Genomic DNA, 18,396 nt, shown 5'->3' on the forward strand with positions numbered 1-18,396 from the left:
GTCAGAACGTCTGGATCAAGTGTAGAAGATTATGCGGTGACAGCGGTCGATTCCGTTGAGTTTTTCGCCGCGTTCTTGGCCTCGTTCTCATGCGCTGCCTGTTCCACAGCGCGGTTCGGCCAAAACTGCTTCAGCGCCACCACCACGATGGTGGACGTAGCAATGCCTGCGATCAACGCGATGAGAGCACCCCACCACGGATTAATCGCAAACAGGACGAAAATGCCGCCGTGAGGAGCACGCGAGCCCACGCCGAACGCCATCGAGACCGCACCGGTGACTGCGCCACCGGCCATCATGGACGGGATTACTCTCAATGGATCCGCCGCAGCGAACGGGATTGCACCCTCCGAGACAAATGACAAGCCTAACAACCAAGCAGACTTGCCATTTTCCTGCTCCGCAGGTGTGAACAGCTGCTTGCGGATGAAAGTAGCGATTGACATCGCGATCGGCGGGACCATGCCAGAGAGCATGACTGCCGCCATAATCTGGAAGCTCGCCTCTGTCCCTGCAGACAAGCCTGCAGTACCGAAGAGATAAGCAGCCTTATTTACGGGCCCACCGAGATCGAAGCACATCATCAAACCGATAATCAGGCCAAGCAGGATGGCTGATGAGCCAGACATAGAGCTTAACCAATCCGTCAATCCTGTCATGATCGCCTCTAGGGGACGGCCAAGCAGCAAGAACATAGTCAGGCCGACGATGAGCGAGGCCAGTAGCGGGATGATCACCACCGGCATAAGGGAGCGAAGCCAAGCCGGAACCTGCCAATTACCAATCCAATAGGCGACCAGGCCAGCCAAGATACCGGTGATCAATCCGCCGATGAATCCCGCACCTAGCATGACGGAAATTGCGCCCCCAACGAAACCCGGAGCGATCCCGGGGCGGCCAGCTAAGGAGAACGCGGTGTAGCCAGATAATGCGGCAACGACAAACCCCATAGCGGCTTGGCCGATCGCAAACATGACGGCACCACAGTACAGTGCGAACCCAGAGCGGTCGAAGCTCACCGCTTCGCCATCGACAAGCACTTCGTGGCCGGGAAGATTTGTCAGCGAGTAACCGGTAGAAATTGCTTGCCACCCGTTAGCCACATCGTAACCGCCGATGAGGAAGCCGAGGGCTAGAAGCAAACCGCCAGCCGCAACAAACGGAACCATGTACGACACTCCAGTCATCACAGCCTGTTGAATGCGCTTCGGCCAACTTTCCCCACCGCTCGACGAGCTTCCTTCCGTGTCACCTGTGGTGGCCGAATCGCCGGGCACACGTTGTGCGTTCGGGTCAGAAGATGCGGTTATTGCTTCGTCTAACAGGGCGTCAGGCTCATTGATACCGCGTTTAACAGGAGACTGAATGAGAGGCTTTCCGGCGAAGCGCTCCTTGTCGCGCACAGCCACGTCCACTGCGAAAATAACCGCATCGGCGCTGTCGATCACTGCGGGATCGAGCTGTTCTCCTCCGGAGGAACCCTGCGTTTCAACAAACAGAGTCACATCATCACGCTTGTCAGCGGCTTGCTGCAGGGAGTCTGCCGCCATGTAGGTATGGGCAATACCGGTGGGGCACGCAGTTACAGCAATGATCGTGCGGACAGCGGGCTGCACATTGCTCGTGCTTGTCGACGGTGCCTTCTTAGCAGACGACTTTTTTGCGTTGGTCACCGAGAGAACCGCCTGAACAATCTCATCGTCTGTGCGGGCGCCACGAAGTTGATTAATAAACTCGCCGCGGACAAGGGCCCGGGCCAACTTCGACAGGATCTTCAGGTGCTCCTTGCCTCCGCCGTCAGGGGCGGCAATGAGGAAAACGAGATCCGCATCGCCGTCAGGTCCGCCGAAATCGACGGGGCGGGTCAGCCTAGCAAAGGCAAGCGTTGGTTCAATGACGGCAGCAGAACGACAGTGCGGAATAGCAACTTGTCCGTTGACTCCGGTTCCTGCTTTGGTCTCGCGTGCGATGGCGTCGTGCGCGAGCGCGTGCGCGTCGGTGGCTCGACCGCAGTCCGCGATCGATTTTGCTAGGCGCTTAATGACGTCGTTCGTGGAGGAACCGAAGTCCACATCGAGACTGACAAGTTCTTGAGTGATCAGTGGGTTATTCATCGATGACATCCTTAAGTAAGGGTTGACATGGTGTGGACGGTTGTTTCAGAAAAATTGGCAAGTTCGGGCCCTGGTATTTCCGTACCGGGAAGGCCTGCTGCGGCGGAGCCGTATGCGACAGCCCAGCGCAACGCGGTCGCCTGGTCCTCGCCAGAGGTACGCGCACGCAGATAGCCGGCGAGCGAACAGTCACCGGCGCCAACTGTGGAGACGACTTGGGTAGGTGGCGGAGTAGCCTGCCACGCTTTATCTGCGGTAATAAGCACCGCACCTGCGCTGCCGAGGGTGAGAAGAATTTCCTGTACTCCCGCATCTATGAGGGGGCGAGCAGCCTTGATTGCCGGTCTCCAGTTCCCATGAGCTGCTTCGTGCTCGATAGTTTCACCATCGAATCCGGTGAGCTGACCCAACTCGATACCATTCGGTTTGAGCAGCGTCGGCGCGCACTTATGCAACTGCTCTGCGACCGCCTTCAAAGGCTCATCGGAAGTATCCACTGCCGTGAAAGCCTTCGGGTTTGCTTCAATGCACTTTCCGACAAGAGTGGCGTACCAATCTATCGGAGCACCAGGTGGAAGAGACCCTGACAGTACTATGGCAGTGGCCTGCGGGGCGAAACTGACGAGGAGTTCTTCTAGTTGCTTCAGGTTAACGTTGTTCAACGTTGCCCCAGGCTCGTTGAGCTTAGTCGTTGTGCCGTCGGGTTCAGTGACAGCTGTATTGGTTCGAACTGCGCTTTCAACACTGATATTTCTAAACGGTATGCCCGCTGCTTGAGTGAGCGCGATAAAGGGGTCATGAGCTGCCGCGGGGAATAGTGCAATCGTAGACACACCGCCACGATGTAGTGCGTTGGCGACATTGACTCCCTTTCCTCCGGCGCTCCGGTGCGCGCAAATGGGCCGCTGGACCTCTCCCCGTTTTAAAGGACTTTCCAGGCTGAGTGTCGCGTCGACGCTTGGATTGGCGGTAAAAGTCACGATCATGATCAGACTCCCTCCATCGTAAAACGATGCTCTCCGTGTGGCTAATTCGGCGAAAATGGTAGTAAGTGATGTGAAGCACAAGAGTTATTAAACACAATTATGCCCGACTGTTTCCGGTCGGGCAAGGTGGAGTTGGGAAAAGCCTTGAAATGTGTCCGATTTAACGCAGTTTTTAGTCCGCTAAGATGACTTCCACACCACGTTCACGAAGCTCGCTGATAAACGACTCTGGCGCATCAGCGTCCGTCACAATCACATCCACCTGGTCCAGCGAAGCGAAGCTGACAAGATAGTCATTGCCCAGCTTGGTGGAATCACACAGCACCACCACTTGTCGAGCATTTGTCACCATGGATGACTTCACAGCAGCTTCCTGGGCATCAGCAGTGGAAAGTCCATGGTCGATGGTCAGTGCATTGGTGCCAATAAACGCAACTTCCGCGCGCATGAGAGCTAGCGTGCGCAGTGCAGTGTCGCCGACTACTGCTTGCGTGATTGCACGCACGCTCCCGCCAAGTAATTGGACATTGTCGAGTCCTGCCCCGGAAAGCTCTAGCGCAATGGGGAGCGAATTAGTCACGATCGACCAGGTCTTTGCCCCCGGATGTTCCGTAATGAGATCGGCCAACCCATTAATTGTGGTACCTGCGTCAAGAAAAATTCCGCCGCCGTTAGTGGGGAGATATTTCATTGCTTCGCGTGCGATTGCGGATTTGGCAGTAGGTGAGGACCGGAATCGTGTATCCAAAGGAAATTCAGTAGTGAGAAAGGATTGGCTGGCTACTGCGCCACCGTGGACACGGTGAACAAAACCATCGCGATCGAGCACTGCCAAGTCTCGACGGATTGTTTCCGCAGTGACCTCAAACTTCTGTGCCAGCTCTGTGACGTTCACGCGGCCTTCAACTGCAGTGAGTGAAGCAATCTGTCGACGACGTTCCTCTGCGTACATGGGACCTCCGAGTGCACAACGGACTAAATAAAGAAAAAGGGTCTTTATCCAGTATTCCAAAATACAGGTGTCCGAGTGTGTGAGTTGATGTCTGGTCGCCCCCGTCAGGGTGTAGAAACAAAAAGAGAGCGCCCCGCACTCAGATTTGATCGGGGCGCATTCGGGGTTGGGCTTAGAGAGTGCGCATTACCGATACCACTCGACCCATGATTTGTGCCTCATCACCCCTGATAGGGGCGAATGCATCATTATGTGGCAGCAGCCAGACACCCGTTGAATCGCGGTGGAACTCCTTCACGGTGGCTTCGTCGTCAAGCAGTGCTGCAACGAAGTCGCCTTCCTCAGCAACAGGTTGTGCTTTCACGATAACCCAGTCGCCATCCAGGATTCCAGCATCGCGCATCGACTCGCCAACCACCTGAAGCATATAGAGTTCTCCGTCTCCAACGATATCGGCTGGCATCGGATAGTACTCGTCGATGTGTTGCTCGGCGAGGATTGGGTTACCCGCAGCGATTTGACCAACAACTGGGACATAGCTGGTCTGCACCGAGTTTTCAGGGACTGGCTTGGGTTCTTGTGGCTTGTCTTTCTTCTTGGATAGCGGCGCATTAGGCAGGTGACGCAAGTCTACGGCGCGTGGCTTATTCGGATCGCGCCGCAAGAAGCCCTTCTTTTCAAGTTCCTTGAGCTGGTAGGCGACGGATGAAGTCGACTGTAGGCCGGCTGCATCGCCAATCTCTCGGATGCTTGGTGGATAGCCACGCAGGACAACGGCATCTTGTATTACATCGAGGATGCGCTTTTGACGTGCGGACAATGTTGCGGGATCTGGCTGTTTCGAATCTGACTTTTTGTGGGCCATAGTTGCTCCTGATTGTTTTGAGAGATTTCACCTCAGTGGTCCCGGGAAGGCGTTCCGGGAAATTTCGCTACTACATGTGTACCACGAAACTGCAAGTTTGTTCGAGACAGCAAGCCAACTATGGACAAAGTTTTTCTCGCGTGCTATAAATCGAACATAAGAGCTAATTCGAACAAGTTAGCGATAGCAGTGTTCGAATCTGTCGAATGCGCTTTGTATGATAGCGAAGCAAAGAAAGGGCACACATTATGACACTCAAGGAAATGAACATTCATCACGTCCAACTCGGTCAACATACCTCCTCTCCGGTTGTCCCTCCGGCGGCGGTTTGGGACCTTAACACGCGTGTTCAAAGTATGCTTCAGGCCGAACATGTTCGAACTTTGCGTGGAAATTATCGAACGCGTAGTCGTTCAATTCCAGAGCGGTCGACGCAGGAATATTTTGCGGAAGTACCACTCGAAAATCGCCGCGGATTAGTTCGGTCTCTCGTTTTAGGGGTTTTCATGGGATTTAGCATGATCGTAGGGGCAGCAGTTGGTGGGGTTTTTGCTGATTCGCCTTCCCACAGTCAAGGGCCAGTGGATTATACTGCCGAGATCCAGAGTGTCGACCGTCACTGAACCCCGGCGAGGAGGCAAGGAGCTAAAGACTAGCCAGAAAGCGCCGGGCTGTAAGATTTGGGGTGTGGGTTGACCCACAATAATCCTTGCTCCTCGATTGTAGATTGGCCAGCTGCCAGTGCATTGCCCTTTTTGTCATAACGACTCCTCGCGAGTGATTGACTCGCGAATCATCGACTCCGGTGCATCCATCCGGCGCCGACGTGAGTGTACTTCTTGTACAGGTCGGTTTACCACAGTAGAGAAAGCGATCTTGACAGTGATTAAGCGAAATGGGCTTTCTGAACCATTCAATCGAGACAAAGTAATCACAGGGGTACGGCGCGCCTGCCAAGGTCGAGACGTCTCCGACGACGCGTTGAAACTTTTGGCCCAAGAAGTGGAAGAAAGCATCCGCAGCCAAGGCAGTTCCCAGGTCCATGCGAACGACATCGGGCTTGCCATCCTAGAACCACTCCGTGCTTTAGACGAAGTTGCGTACCTTCGATTTGCGTCCGTGTATAAGTCTTTTGAAAGCGCTGACGATTTTGAATCGGAAATACGTCTCATGCGGCGCCGTGACCGCGACTATTAGAGCAGTGGCCTATACGCTGAGTTTGTCCACCATTTTCTGAATTCGTCGTTCCGATACAGGTTTCGGAGTACCCAAGCGTTGCGCAAAAAGGCTGACTCGCAGCTCTTCAATCCGCCATAGAATATCCTTGACTGCGCGAGACTTCTGTGCAGAAGCCGGCAGATGCTGCAGCTTCGCGTCTAGATAGCGTTGAGCGGACTCAATAACATCTTGGCGTTCTGCATCCCTATCAGGGTCGAGCGACATATCCTCTAATCGGATTCGTATCGCCTCCATGTATCGGGGCAGGTGCTGCAAATTCTGACTACCATGCACTGTTATCGCATGTTTTGGTAGTAGGAAAGCAAGTTGAGCCTTCATATCGTCAATTGCGGGCCCATGCCAATTGTCTAACTCGCTAACGACGTTTGCGTACTCCACCAATCCCGGAGCCACTGCAACAACAGTGCGACGGACTTTGCCAGCAACGTCGGGCTTAACTTTTTGAAGCAGGGCGTCAAATTCCTTCGGTGTCCGAACTGGCCCCCCATAGTCAAACATCAGGTCACGAATCGCGGCAACGCGTGCATCTTCTACTAAGCCCTCGGAGCCACCATGAGGATAGTGATCGACAGCAACACGCTGGCGCAGTGGTAGCCCCTTCGTCATCTGTGACGGGGACACCGAAATGTGGCGGAGCAATAAAGTCAAAGTAGCGGTCACCATAGATTGATCAGCCGCAGCTTTGGTGGGGTGGACCGTCACTTTCACTCCATTGGCAGTGGCCTCCAATGCGGGATATGCTTCGACCGTGTTGCCATCGACGGTGGTACTGACAGACTCTGGGATACTTCCGAGTGTGTCTTCCGTCCACTGTGCGGCAGACTTGGTTTCAGCTTTGCGCCCAGCCTTCGACATTGACGATTTAATCTGTGCTGACCGGCGGCTCTGCAAAGCAGCAAGATCTTTGTCGTGGTCTATTATTTTTCCGTGTCGATCCACTGCGGCAAACGTCATCCGTAAGTGAGGAGGAAGAGATTTGGGACGGAAGTCACTGCCGTTGATTCCGGAACCTCCGAGCGCTCGAAGCACTTCCGCCAATTGGTCGGTGAGTCGGCCCTCAAACGGAATCAACTTCGGCGTGGCGCGCTTAGCAAACTCTGGAGCTGGAACAACTGTCTTGCGCAGCGCCTTGGGCAGTGAACGGATTAACTCTGTCACCAACTCAGTGCGAAGCCCGGGAACTAACCAATCAAAGTCTTCATCGTCCACGTTGGCCAAGAGCGGAACCGGGACTAGAGCTGTCACACCATCGTATGGGTCGCCAGGCTCAAACTTGTACTGCAGTTCGTAGGACACCGACCCTTGACGCCAGTGGTCAGGAAACTGGGTATCAGCGTTAACGGAGTGTTCCTGATCAAGTAGCGCGTCCGGGTCGAAGTCGAGAAAATCTGGTTGGGTCTGGCGCTTTTTCTTCCACCACGAGTCAAAGTGGCGCCCTGTCACCGCGTTGTCGGGAAGACGTGCGTTATAAAACTCGAATAATGTATCTTCATCTACTACAAGACCGCGGCGGCGCAACTTATCCTCAACGGCACTCGCTTCGTCTAGCATCTGCTGATTGTGTTCGAGGAATCTGTGGTGGGTGTTCCACTGACCAGCTATCAGACCGTGACGAATGAATAAATCGCGCGCAGCCTCTTTATCTACTCGGTGGTAGGGGATCAACTTGTCAGCAACAATAGTTACGCCGTATAGCATGGATTTTTGGTGCACCATCGCAGCAGCACGCTTTGTCGACCAAACCGGCTCAGAATAGGAATGTTTCAGCAAATCTGCGGCGAGTTTCTCCACCCAGGAAGCCTGGATTTTCGCTACGTCCCGTGCCCACAGGCGCGAGGTCTCCACGAGTTCACCGGCCATGACCATTTCTGGTGGCTTTTTCGCTAGTGCAGAACCGGGAAAGATCATGAAGCGGGTTCCGCGTGCACCTTGGTATTCTTTTCTATTTCCGTCGCGCGCACCGATATTGGATAGCAACCCGGAAAGTAGCGACTGGTGGATCGCATCATGGTCACGCTTGCCGACGACATCCTGAGCCTGGGACCAACCCAATTGCTTCGCCACATCACGGAGTTGGCGCACCAGGTCATACCACTCGCGGATTCGCATGTAGTGCAAGTATTCTTTTTTCATGCGTTTGCGGAATGCATTGCCCGACATTTCATCGCGGGACTCGGTGATGTAATCCCACAGTTTCAAACTGGATAGGAAATCTGACTCCTTGTCCTTGAAACGTGCGTGTGCCTGATCGGCCTGCGCCTGGAATTCGAGTGGGCGTTCCCGCACGTCCTGGATGGTCATCGACGAAACTATGACGGTGACGTCGTCAAGCACACCTAGCGTGTTGGCCTCGACAAGCATGCGGGCCATACGCGGGTCGACGGGGATGCGGGCAAGGTCGCGGCCGATCGTCGTTAAGCGCGGCTCCTTTTCGCGTGTCGACGATTGCTCCAGCGCACCTAACTCATCAAGCAGTACCAGGCCGTCGCGGACTGCCTTGTGCTCCGGGGGCTGGATGAATGGAAACGCGGTGATATCTCCAAGTCGCAGGGAGATCATTTGCAGGATGACGCTGGCTAAGTTGGTGCGCAGGATCTCAGGGTCGGTGAATTCAGGCCGAGAGTTGAAATTATCTTCGGAGTACAAGCGGATTGCGATGCCATCTGCAACGCGGCCACAGCGGCCCGAGCGCTGGTTTGCGCTGGCCTGCGAAATCTCCTCGATTGGGAGGCGTTGGACCTTTGTACGCGTGGAGTACCGCGAAATACGTGCAGTGCCGGTGTCAACGACATAGTGGATGCCCGGAACGGTGAGCGAAGTTTCGGCGATATTTGTGGCCAGCACGATGCGCCGGCCTGAGTGCGGGGAGAACACGCGGTGCTGCTCTTGGTTGGACAGGCGCCCAAACAGGGGAGTAACTTCCACCCCGCGCCACTTCTTAGCCTCGATAACTTCGATGGCGTCGCGGATATCGCGCTCGCCAGGGAAGAAACACAGGATGTCGCCGGGGCCTTCGGCCATCAGTTCTTCGATAGCCGCGACGAGGCCGTCGAGCAGATCGATGTCAACTACTTTGTCGCCCACCTGCTGCTCAAGCGGCCGATACCGGATTTCAACCGGATAGGTGCGGCCGGACACCTCGATGATCGGAGCGGGAGTCCCATCGGCAGCGGCGAAATGCTGGGCGAATCGTTCTGGGTCGATAGTGGCCGAGGTGATGATCACCTTCAAATCTGGGCGGTGAGGCAACAAGCGCTTCAGGTAGCCAAGCAGGAAGTCGATATTGAGGGACCGCTCGTGGGCCTCATCGATAATGATGGTGTCATAGGCATTCAAGTAACGGTCCCGCTGCATCTCGGCAAGCAAAATACCGTCGGTCATGAGTTTGACCGCAGTAGTCTTTGAAACACGGTCGTCGAAGCGAATTGCGTAACCGACGGATTCACCGATTTCCTGGCCCAACTCGTCGGCAATGCGCTCTGCCACTGTTCGCGCCGCAAGACGCCGTGGCTGAGTATGACCAATCAACCCGCGGCGGCCTCGCCCCAAATCCAACAGCATTTTCGGGATTTGTGTGGTTTTACCCGAGCCAGTCTCACCAGCGATGATGACAACTTGGTTATTGTTGATCAGCTCCATGATGTCGTCACGACGCTCAGAAACCGGCAACTGCTCGGGATACGAGATTTCGGGGATGGCCTCGTCGACAAGCGATACCTTGAGCGCAGCGTCGTCTAAATCCTTCGCGATTGCCTGCAGCGCTTGAGGCGCACGAGCCTTGCGAAGACGACGCGAAAAGCGGCGCGCATCCGAAATAGTCAGTTCATCAAGTCGCGCGTATAAGGCGTCACGCGAAGCAGAGTCTGGGTTAATAGTCATAGCTGAATATGCAGTGTAGTCGGTGCTGCAAAGATGACTATCACAGGTAACTGTGGCCTTGAATCACTCGCGCGACAGCATGACCTCAGCGCGGGTATCGGTGGGGAAAACCTACGTTCCTTCCGAAACCAGTAATATGGTCGCAGAACCACAACAAGTTAAGTAAGGAAGGACTACTGCGCATGACCACACCTCCCAATAATGGTGGCCCCGACTATCCGGAGTACCCCAATCAAGATCCATCTGACGGTAACTCCCACGCCAATAATGGTGGGAACAGTGGCGATGGGTTTTCGCACTATCCTCAGTACCCGTCCACTCCGCATCCTGAAGATGCGCCGGGCTACAATGCCGGTGGAAGCCAAGGCTATGATCCGACGCAGGGATACCCAAGTTACGGTGCAGCAGGAGGGGCTGGTGCGCAGCAGGGAAGCTACCCGCAGCCAGGATCTGGTAACCAGCTCAATGACGGGCTCAACCCGAATATGGTGAACACCGACGGCAGGATCAACGTCATGCGCGCTGTGAAGTGGGGAGTGGGAACCACCTTCTCCAACGCGGGAGTTTTCATTGGTGGCGCATTTCTTACTGGCCTTGTCATCATCGCCCTGGCTGCTGTTGGTGTAACGTTGTCGATGGGGAATCAGCAGTCACTTGTGTATAATATCTTTAGTTTGGCTATAAGCTTGGTCTCCGCAGCGTGGATGATTTTCGTCATTCGGTTGACTATTTGGCAAGTGGACAAGGTTAAAGCAAAGTTCTCCGATCTTTTTAACAATGTCCATTTCTGGCCAGGATTCATCGTGTCGCTGCTCCTTTCGCTGATTTCCTGGCTGATTATTATGATCCCGACGGTTGGTTGGGCAGGATCCAAAGCGACCAAATTAGCTAATATTGATGATCCGGTTGCGATGGAGAAGTTCATCGTCAACGACTTGGGCTCGTTGCTGGGGATCATCGGTGTGGTTTGGCTAATCTTGTTACTTATTTCCCCGCTGCTTATGTTTCCTACCGAGTTCGCCACCGAAGGTCGCGCGGGGATTGGTGGAGCGTTCGCCCAAGCCTTTCAGGTGGGCAAGAGCAACTATGGCCGACTCTTGGCCTACTACGTTGTCGTGGGCCTCGTTGGTGGACTGATCGTCATGTTGACGCTGGGCTTGGGGGCACTCATTGTCATACCAGCGGGCATGCTGATCAAGGCGCACTTGTACCGCCAAGGTGCCGGTGGCCCTATTCCGCATGACGCAGAATACGACGGCCCAGTACAGGGCTACGGCGACAACTATAACTACGGCGGGTACCACGGCTTCGCATAAAGGTACTTAACGACGACTAGCGTGGCCCCTCTCGTACCGAGAGGGGCCACGCTTTGTTTAATACTTGGTTGCTTAGCTGTTTAGAAGGTCTTTGTTGTGATCCTTTGCAGCTTCAAAGGCCTTTTTCATTAGTTCGCCAAGTGCTTCGTATTCATCTGCGCGAGACGACGACGTCCGGTACACCAAACCGATGGTGCGTTGCGCGCTGACGGATTCCTCGAAGTTAGCCAGCGCGAGACCGGAGCGGATGCATTCAGTGGATAGAGCAGACTCAGGAACGAGTGTAGTTCCGAGTCCGGCTACGACTAGCTGGATGATCGTGGTCAGTGATGATGCGCGAGTGACGGCATCGGTGGCCTCGGAGGGGTTGATGTCAGCAAGTCTGCACAAATCCACGACTTGGTCACGCAGGCAATGTCCGTCGTCGAGAAGCAGTAAGTCAAGATCTTCCATTACCTCTAAGGTGAGATCCTGCCTCCCAGTGTACTTATGGCCTTCGGGCAGGACAATGATGAATCGTTCATCGTAGAGCGGGTAATCTACCATGCCGGCACTGTCGGAAGGCAAAGCCATCACGGCTAGATCAATTTTCCCGTCGCGCAATTGAGTGAGGAGGTGCTTGGTTTGTTCCTCGACGATGCGTGGTTCCATGTCAGGGTATTCACGTTTGAGGCTGCGGAGCAGCTCTGGAAGAATATAAGGCGCGACGGTGGGGATGATTCCTATTGTCAAAGGCCCTGTTAGAACGCCATGGGCACCGCGGGAATGATTGATGAATTGATCCGCTGCTTCTAGGGTGGACTTCGCGTAAGGTAGCAGTTGCTCACCGATAGGAGTGACAATCACTTTGCGCGTTGACCGCTCAATCAGTTGCACGCCAAGGCCGGTCTCGAGGGCGACGAGTGCCTGGGACAGTGACGGCTGTGAAATTGACAGCTTGTTTGCTGCTGTCCCGAAGTGTTTGTTCTCAGCAATCGTGACGAACGTGCGCAGCTGCGCTAGGGTTGGCCGATACTCTTTATTGCTCATGCTTATCACTTTAACTTAAAACCATAGATCTTACTATTGACAGGGTTACATTATTGGGGAATAATGATAAATAGTCATGTGGAGGCGAACGGGCCATAATGTAACCGTTCACACAGACTACACTGATTCATACGCTATTTCTATAAAGGAGAGTTGCTAAATGGCAATTATGACTGTTGGGGAGCGCTTCCCAGAGTTCGAGCTAACCGCACTGAAGGGCGGCGACCTGCACGAAGTTAATGCAGCGCAGCCTGAGGACTACTTCGAGACCGTTTCGCTGGACAAGTACCAGGGGATGTGGAAGGTTGTCTTCTTCTACCCGAAGGACTTCACCTTCGTGTGCCCAACGGAGATTGCTGCATTCGGCAAGCTAGACGAAGACTTCCAGGATCGCGACACCCAAATCCTGGGTGGTTCCACCGACAACGAGTTTGCTCACTTCAATTGGCGTGCAACCCACCCAGAGCTGAAGGATGTTCCTTTCCCAATGTTCTCCGACATCAAGCACGAGCTCATCCGTGAGCTCGGCGTTGAGAACGCTGACGGTGTTGCTGACCGTGCAACCTTCATTATCGATCCAGACGGCATTATTCAGTTCGTCTCGGTGACCCCAGATGCTGTCGGACGCAACGTCGATGAGGTTCTGCGCGTTCTTGATGCACTGCAGTCTGAGGAAGTGTGCGCCTGCAACTGGGAGGCAAACGACCCGACTAAGAATATTAACAAGCTGGACGTTGTCCAGGACTCCCTGAAGTAATTTCAGGTAGAGGCCCCGCACCCAGCGTCACTTTAGGGGGCGGGGCACACCTTTGGCCTCCACGAAAAGTAAACCTATTAAATGAAAGGGAATTTTTATGTCTATTGATAACCTGAAGAACGCTTTGCCGGAATATGCGAAGGACCAGAAGCTCAACATCGGCACCCTGGCTCGCTCCACCGAGCTGAACGAGGAGCAGCTGTGGGGCTGCTTCGTCGCGGCGGCGGCGGCAACTAAGAACGAGTCTGTCATCTCCGAGATCGTCGACGAGGCGAAAGAGCACCTCTCTGAGGAGGCGCTCGAGGCGGCCTTCGGCGCGGCAACCGTCATGGCGATGAACAACGTTGCGTACCGCTCCAAGCACATGCTGGGCGACGACTATGCAAACGTGAAGTTCGGCCTGCGCATGAACATCATCTCCAAGCCTGGTGTGGAGAAGGTCAACTTCGAGCTGTGGTCCATCACCGTGTCTGCGATGAATGGCTGCGAGGCATGCCTGGCAGCTCATGCAAAGGTAGTCCAAGACGAGGGCATGACTAAGGAGCAGGTCTGGGAAGCTGTCAAGATCGGCGCAGTGGTCAACGCTGTGGCACAGGCAGTCCAGATCGAGGACGCACGTTAAGCATTGATGCGCTTGAAGCATTGATATGTCTAGCGACGAAGACCCCGTCACGAACTCGCACCAGCGAGAGGTGGCGGGGTTTTTCGTACAAGATCTCTCGACCGATGTTTGCTTCGCAGGTTAAACTTTCAGCTAAGGAGGTTGTCCATGAGTATTCGAGCGATGACTGCGCCTGAAGTCGCTGAGCTCGTCAAAGAGGCAAAGACAGTAGTCGGCGGGCTGATGCGCAGCCAGAAGCAACGTGTTGCACGCGAAAGCGCAGAAATGTACGCCACTATGGTCGAGGGTGACGATAAATATCACCACCAGGCGCGCGTAGCTCTTCACGCCCTATGGTTTATGGTGTTGCGACGCCAACGCCGGTATGCCGACAGCGAACCATCTCTTCGGTTTCTCCTTGAGGCAGGCTATTTCGAGTACGTGCTTGTTGATGGAATTAACATGTCTGACCATTACTTGGCCGATCTCTACGAGTCTCGCGGTGAGTACGAAAGAGCTGCAGGACACAGGGAAGCTTTCGCTGCCACTACACAACGTCACTTCGGTGAGGACTCAGAACGCGCTCGGATGTCCGCCCTACGGGCAGAAGCCACCCGGGCCAGGGCTGATGGTACCCGCAGCCAGAGTATAAGACGACGTTAGATTAGGAGACGACTGTAGCGTCCGCTTATGTGGCTAAAAACCTCATTGATCTGCTGAGCCTGGCTGATCGGAAGCGAGCTATGCTCGGCGAACCGGACACCGAGGAAGATCAGGCTTACACCTGCTTCATCTCCAGGTGGCTCAGGCGCACCTCGCCAGCCTCATCGGAAGCATCCAGGTCCACCACACCGTGCAGCTGGAAGGAGTTGTCACCTTCTGGGTCCTGCAAAATCTGGCGGACCTCCCAAGCACGCCCCGATTGGTCGCCGATAGAGAAGTACTCCTTGCCACGGGCCTCTTGGTCGGTGCCGATGTCGTCATACTCATCGAAATAGTCATCCATGGCGGCACCCCAGTCTGGTTTCTCATCGTGGTCTAAGTAGTCCAGCATCTCGGCCAGGCGGTCTTCTTTTTCGTAGGCGAACAGTTCCACCAAACGGAAGAAATAGTTGCGCACCATGATTGTAAACGCACGCCGGTTAGCCGTTAGAGCAGATGGGTTTTCCACACCGAAGGCGAGCTCGCGTTCAAGGGTGTCCTGATCTACCGGTGTGTCCTCATCTGCCATGTGTGCCCATTCGTCGATAAGCGAAGAATCGACCTGGCGGATGAGCTCGCCGAGCCAGGTCACCACGTCGTCAAGCTCCTCAGTCATATGCTGCGCAGGCACAGACTTTGCCAGGGTGCGCCACGCGTCTGTGAGATAGCGCAAGACAACGCCCTCACTGCGGGCCAGACCGTAGGTGGCAATCAGGTCTGAAAACGTCATTGCGTGCTCAATCATGTCGCGCACCACTGACTTCGGCGACAGTTCAAACTCTTTGGCCCACGGGTTGCCCTCGCGGAAAGTCTCGAAAGCTTCATCGAGCTCCTCTTTCAAGGGCATGGGGTAGGTGACTTCCTCGAGCAGCGCCATGCGCTCGGTGTAGTCTACCCCTTCTGCTTTTAACGCCGCGAGTTCTTCGCCACGCTCCGCGGATTGCTGGGCCTGGAGCAGCTGGCGCGGGTCATCTAAGATGGCCTCAAACGTGGAGATCACATCCAACGTGTAGGTATCTGACTCTGGGTCCAACAGTGTAAGAAACGCCAAAGCGAAAGGGGACAGGGGCTGGTTGAGTGCGAAATCGCGGTCCAGCTCGTCGACCAAAGTGTACGGACGCGATGCCAGTGACTCGGGGGTGCGCTCCACAATGCCCGCATTAATCAAGCCGCGGAACAGTTCGACCGATGTGAGAATATCCCGGTTCTGCTTCGCGCGCGTGTCATGGTTTGTGCGCAACAAATGCTTCATGTGCTCGTAGCCATCACCAGGGCGTGCCACCACGTTGAGTAACATCGAGTTGGAGATCTTAAACTGGCTGGTGAGCTCCTCTGGCTCAGCCACCTTAAGCCGCTCAAAGGTATTCTCTGACCAGGAGATCTGCCCGTCACGGGGGGCTTTCTTGCGCAGCTTTTTCTTTTTCGCGGGATCGTCTCCGGCCTTGCGGCGCAGTTTCACGTTTTCAATTTCATGCTCTGGGGCTTCCACCACCACGGTGCCCTCCGTGTCATAGCCAGCCCGGCCTGCACGCCCCGCGATCTGGTGGAACTCGCGTGATTTCACAATGCGCTGACGCACACCGTCATATTTGGCCAGCCCTGTCATCAGCACAGTGCGGATCGGTACATTTATACCCACCCCCAAGGTATCAGTGCCACAAATGACCTTCAGCAGGCCGGTTTGAGACAGCTTTTCGACGAGCCTCCGATACTTCGGCAACATACCTGCATGATGAACTCCAATTCCGCGTCGCACAAGCTTGGAGAGAGTCTTGCCGAAGGTCGTCGTAAAGCGAAAATCGCCAATTTCTTCAGCGATCTGTTTCTTCTCATCGTCGGTGAGGATGCTGCCCATGCTAGTCAAGGCCTGAGCGCGCTCAGTGGCTTCGCGCTGGGAGAAATGCACCACATAGATCGGAGCTTTGCCGTTGTTCAGAAGCTCTTCGATGGTCTCGTGTACCGGGGTGAATACATAGTGGAAGTCCAGTGAAACGGGCCGTTCGGTGCCTGATACCAAGGTAGTGGGCCGCCCGGTGCGCTCAGTCAGGTCCTTTTCCAACCAGGACGTATCCCCCAAGGTGGCAGACATTAACAAGAACTGCGCTTTCGGCAACTCAAGCAGAGGTACCTGCCACGCCCAGCCACGGTCTGGATCAGAATAGTAGTGGAACTCATCCATCACTACCTGGTCAATATTGGCATGCTTGCCGTCGCGCAACGCGATGTTAGCCACAATCTCTGCTGTTGCGGCAATAATTGGCGCGTTGCCATTGACAGTGGCATCGCCTGTCATCATGCCAACGTTCTCAGCCCCGAAGATCTCACACAGCGCGAAGAACTTCTCGCTGACCAGTGCTTTGATCGGGGCGGTATAAAAGCTGCGTTGGCCACGCGCCAGCGCCACGAAATGGGCAGCGTTAGCCACCATTGACTTGCCAGACCCCGTGGGTGTTGCCAGAATTACGTTGTCTTCGGCCAACACCGCCAATGACGCTTCCTCCTGGGCGGGATACAGCGTAATCCCACGGTCACGGGTCCAGGCGATGAAGGAATCCCAAATCGCCTCTTCGTAGACGGACTCGGGGACATCAGACAAATCAGGCAGCATCTCGCTTAGGTTCACAGTTTCTACCGTAGCGGAGATCCTGCCCAAACGGTTCTAGGAGCTCGCGGACCCGTTGCTCAACCTGTGGTTAGACGTCATCGCCTAGATCATGGTCATCGTCTTCAGCAGAAGGATGTGCGTCTTGTACATCAGGATCAACCCCGGACGAGTTTTTCACATCATCAAACAGGGATGTGTCCCCGAAGTGAAACAGGGGAGGTGCTTCCGGAAGTTCGTTGCGGGGAGCATCGCGATCATCCAGAGCCGAGAGGTAGTTTTCGAAGGCTTGACCAATCTCCTCGCTTGACGGGACCTGAGCTTCGCCGGGCATCAAAACATCGGGGTGATGCTTCCGGTATTTTTCTAACTCGGTGTCATAATGCTGCTCGAGCTGGGTGACCACGTGCATAATCTCCTCTGAGCCACTGACCTGCTCAGTGAGCTGGCGTGCCACACGCGTGATATCGTGCTCCAAACTTTTCAGCGGTAGTTCCAGGTCGGCCGAATCGCTGACAGATTGAAGTAATTGGTACGTCGCCTCCGGATATGGGGACTGTGCCATATAGTGCGGCACGTGAGCTGTAAACCCGGACACTTTCCGCCCTCGCTTGAGTAGTTCGCGCTCGATCATCAATTGCGCAGCCCCGGGCACGTTCCATTTCGAGTTAATAGTAAACATGCGGCTAATCACAGCTTCGTCATTGCCGTGGGCTGACACCATCAGTGGACGGGTGTGCGGCACAGCCATGGGTGCACCGTACAAACAGATGGTGCGCGAAACATCAAACTTCTCCGCAAGATCGCCCACCGCTTCACTAAACGCGTTCCACCGCAAGTCCGGTTCGGGGCCAGACAACAAGAGGAAGGACTTACCCTTGGTATCGCGTAAAACACGGATGTCTAAGTCAAGCTCTTCAAAGTGCGTCAGCTCGTCATTATCCATCATCACTGCGGGTCGACGTGAACGGTAATCGATTAATTCATCGGTGTTAAAAGTTGCTACCTGCTTGTTTTCTAACGCCGCCTTGAGGTGCATGGCGGCGCTTTCTACGGCGTGACCAGCGTCGGCGTAACCTTGCATCGCCACGACCATCATCGGTCCTGTAGGCTCACCCGGTGCGCTTGATTCGCCCTGGGAACCTTCGCTGCTGATCGCGGGGACGGGGTACTCCATTTCGTACATGTGCCGATTATCATCAGCCATGGTATTCCTCCTGATCCTAAAATTAATTCATTCTAAGGTTGTACTAGTTACAACGATGTAGGTCGCCGAATGATTCCCGAGCGGTAGCCTAACAGTATGCACTATTGCGCATGATCTTGCACGGTGTCGCAAAAAACTGTGGATAAC

13 protein-coding genes are annotated in these 18,396 nt (G+C 54.8%); 5 read left to right on the top strand and 8 right to left on the bottom strand.

Translation table 11 applies throughout. From position 1 onward, the window contains the following. Nucleotides 1-29: 29 nt before the first annotated feature. The 4 genes from CKV99_RS04445 to lexA form a co-directional block, all read right to left on the bottom strand. Entirely contained in the window at nt 30-2,114 is a 2,085-nt protein-coding gene (locus CKV99_RS04445) for a PTS fructose transporter subunit IIABC (RefSeq protein WP_092254971.1), read from the bottom strand. 11 nt (nt 2,115-2,125) lie between these two features. Next, nucleotides 2,126-3,100: a 1-phosphofructokinase family hexose kinase gene (locus CKV99_RS04450; RefSeq protein WP_092254974.1), complete on the bottom strand. Its 975-nt coding sequence runs from the start codon at nt 3,098-3,100 to the stop codon at nt 2,126-2,128. A 172-nt stretch (nt 3,101-3,272) separates the two neighbouring features. Further along, nucleotides 3,273-4,052, bottom strand: coding sequence for a DeoR/GlpR family DNA-binding transcription regulator (locus tag CKV99_RS04455; protein WP_092254977.1), 780 nt, complete (start codon nt 4,050-4,052; stop codon nt 3,273-3,275). A gap of 172 nt (nt 4,053-4,224) precedes the next feature. Continuing rightward, nucleotides 4,225-4,917, bottom strand: a complete 693-nt coding sequence (gene lexA / locus CKV99_RS04460) for a transcriptional repressor LexA (RefSeq protein ID WP_092254980.1) — start codon at nt 4,915-4,917, stop codon at nt 4,225-4,227. A 741-nt stretch (nt 4,918-5,658) separates the two neighbouring features. Here lexA and nrdR point away from each other — a divergent pair. Then, on the top strand, nt 5,659-6,114 hold the full coding sequence (gene nrdR / locus CKV99_RS04465; RefSeq protein WP_092254983.1) for a transcriptional regulator NrdR: 456 nt from the start codon (nt 5,659-5,661) through the stop codon (nt 6,112-6,114). Nucleotides 6,115-6,123: 9 nt separating this feature from the next. Here nrdR and hrpA read toward each other — a convergent pair whose 3' ends face one another. Next, nucleotides 6,124-10,035, bottom strand: coding sequence for an ATP-dependent RNA helicase HrpA (hrpA, locus tag CKV99_RS04470; protein ID WP_092254986.1), 3,912 nt, complete (start codon nt 10,033-10,035; stop codon nt 6,124-6,126). 182 nt (nt 10,036-10,217) lie between these two features. Between hrpA and CKV99_RS04475 the strand changes: the two genes are divergently transcribed. Then, nucleotides 10,218-11,351, top strand: coding sequence for a hypothetical protein (locus CKV99_RS04475; RefSeq protein WP_092254989.1), 1,134 nt, complete (start codon nt 10,218-10,220; stop codon nt 11,349-11,351). Nucleotides 11,352-11,423: 72 nt separating this feature from the next. Here CKV99_RS04475 and CKV99_RS04480 read toward each other — a convergent pair whose 3' ends face one another. Beyond that, on the bottom strand, nt 11,424-12,380 hold the full coding sequence (locus tag CKV99_RS04480; protein WP_092254993.1) for a hydrogen peroxide-inducible genes activator: 957 nt from the start codon (nt 12,378-12,380) through the stop codon (nt 11,424-11,426). 160 nt (nt 12,381-12,540) lie between these two features. Between CKV99_RS04480 and CKV99_RS04485 the strand changes: the two genes are divergently transcribed. From CKV99_RS04485 to CKV99_RS04495, 3 genes are all read left to right on the top strand, one after another. Beyond that, on the top strand, nt 12,541-13,137 hold the full coding sequence (locus tag CKV99_RS04485) for a peroxiredoxin (RefSeq protein ID WP_092254996.1): 597 nt from the start codon (nt 12,541-12,543) through the stop codon (nt 13,135-13,137). Nucleotides 13,138-13,234: 97 nt separating this feature from the next. Further along, nucleotides 13,235-13,759, top strand: coding sequence for a carboxymuconolactone decarboxylase family protein (locus tag CKV99_RS04490; protein ID WP_092254999.1), 525 nt, complete (start codon nt 13,235-13,237; stop codon nt 13,757-13,759). A 147-nt stretch (nt 13,760-13,906) separates the two neighbouring features. Beyond that, nucleotides 13,907-14,401, top strand: a complete 495-nt coding sequence (locus CKV99_RS04495; RefSeq protein WP_092255002.1) for a hypothetical protein — start codon at nt 13,907-13,909, stop codon at nt 14,399-14,401. 115 nt (nt 14,402-14,516) lie between these two features. On the opposite strand, the gene CKV99_RS04500 is transcribed toward CKV99_RS04495, so the two are convergent. Together CKV99_RS04500 and CKV99_RS04505 are read right to left on the bottom strand one after the other, a co-directional pair. Beyond that, a complete protein-coding gene (locus CKV99_RS04500) occupies nt 14,517-17,048 on the bottom strand; it encodes a DEAD/DEAH box helicase (RefSeq protein WP_092255005.1) in 2,532 nt (843 codons plus the stop codon). Nucleotides 17,049-17,133: 85 nt separating this feature from the next. After that, nucleotides 17,134-18,249, bottom strand: coding sequence for a PAC2 family protein (locus CKV99_RS04505; RefSeq protein WP_092255008.1), 1,116 nt, complete (start codon nt 18,247-18,249; stop codon nt 17,134-17,136). Nucleotides 18,250-18,396 lie beyond the last annotated feature (147 nt).

Origin of the sequence: Corynebacterium cystitidis, from assembly GCF_900187295.1 — a bacterium.
GTDB lineage: Bacteria > Actinomycetota > Actinomycetes > Mycobacteriales > Mycobacteriaceae > Corynebacterium > Corynebacterium cystitidis.

What these genes read in the sequence shown, in the direction of transcription:
- lexA (WP_092254980.1), bottom strand. Translation starts at nt 4,917, where the DNA reads ATGGCCCACAAAAAGTCAGATTCGAAACAGCCAGATCCCGCAACATTG.
- CKV99_RS04480 (WP_092254993.1), bottom strand. Translation starts at nt 12,380, where the DNA reads ATGAGCAATAAAGAGTATCGGCCAACCCTAGCGCAGCTGCGCACGTTC.
- hrpA (WP_092254986.1), bottom strand. Translation starts at nt 10,035, where the DNA reads ATGACTATTAACCCAGACTCTGCTTCGCGTGACGCCTTATACGCGCGA.
- CKV99_RS04455 (WP_092254977.1), bottom strand. Translation starts at nt 4,052, where the DNA reads ATGTACGCAGAGGAACGTCGTCGACAGATTGCTTCACTCACTGCAGTT.
- CKV99_RS04475 (WP_092254989.1), top strand. Translation starts at nt 10,218, where the DNA reads ATGACCACACCTCCCAATAATGGTGGCCCCGACTATCCGGAGTACCCC.
- CKV99_RS04490 (WP_092254999.1), top strand. Translation starts at nt 13,235, where the DNA reads ATGTCTATTGATAACCTGAAGAACGCTTTGCCGGAATATGCGAAGGAC.
- CKV99_RS04450 (WP_092254974.1), bottom strand. Translation starts at nt 3,100, where the DNA reads ATGATCGTGACTTTTACCGCCAATCCAAGCGTCGACGCGACACTCAGC.
- CKV99_RS04495 (WP_092255002.1), top strand. Translation starts at nt 13,907, where the DNA reads ATGAGTATTCGAGCGATGACTGCGCCTGAAGTCGCTGAGCTCGTCAAA.
- CKV99_RS04445 (WP_092254971.1), bottom strand. Translation starts at nt 2,114, where the DNA reads ATGAATAACCCACTGATCACTCAAGAACTTGTCAGTCTCGATGTGGAC.
- CKV99_RS04500 (WP_092255005.1), bottom strand. Translation starts at nt 17,048, where the DNA reads ATGCTGCCTGATTTGTCTGATGTCCCCGAGTCCGTCTACGAAGAGGCG.
- CKV99_RS04485 (WP_092254996.1), top strand. Translation starts at nt 12,541, where the DNA reads ATGGCAATTATGACTGTTGGGGAGCGCTTCCCAGAGTTCGAGCTAACC.
- CKV99_RS04505 (WP_092255008.1), bottom strand. Translation starts at nt 18,249, where the DNA reads ATGGCTGATGATAATCGGCACATGTACGAAATGGAGTACCCCGTCCCC.